Genomic DNA, 230 nt, shown 5'->3' with positions numbered 1-230 from the left:
GATGCAAATTCAGAGTAACAAAGTGCAGCGAATGTACAAGCTAAACCTGCGATAATAAATGAAAGAACAAGTGCTGGACCAGCGTAATCAGCAGCTGCTACACCAGTTAAAACGAATATACCTGTACCGATGATGGCACCGATACCTAACATTGTAAGATCAAACGCCCCTAGAACTTGTTTAAGTGAACTAGGCGAACTACTTGAAACGGATTTTTTTCGAAATAAATT

General features: G+C 39.6%; 1 protein-coding gene. It reads right to left on the bottom strand.

All coding sequences use genetic code 11. From position 1 onward, the window contains the following. A partial coding sequence (locus CN514_RS18565) for an amino acid permease (protein ID WP_353652083.1) occupies positions 1–230 on the bottom strand: 230 nt, incomplete at both ends.

It is taken from the genome of Bacillus sp. AFS001701 (genome assembly GCF_002559405.1).
In the GTDB taxonomy this organism is placed as follows: Bacteria; Bacillota; Bacilli; order Bacillales; family Bacillaceae_G; genus Gottfriedia.
This window is presented reverse-complemented; position numbering and strand designations above follow the sequence as displayed.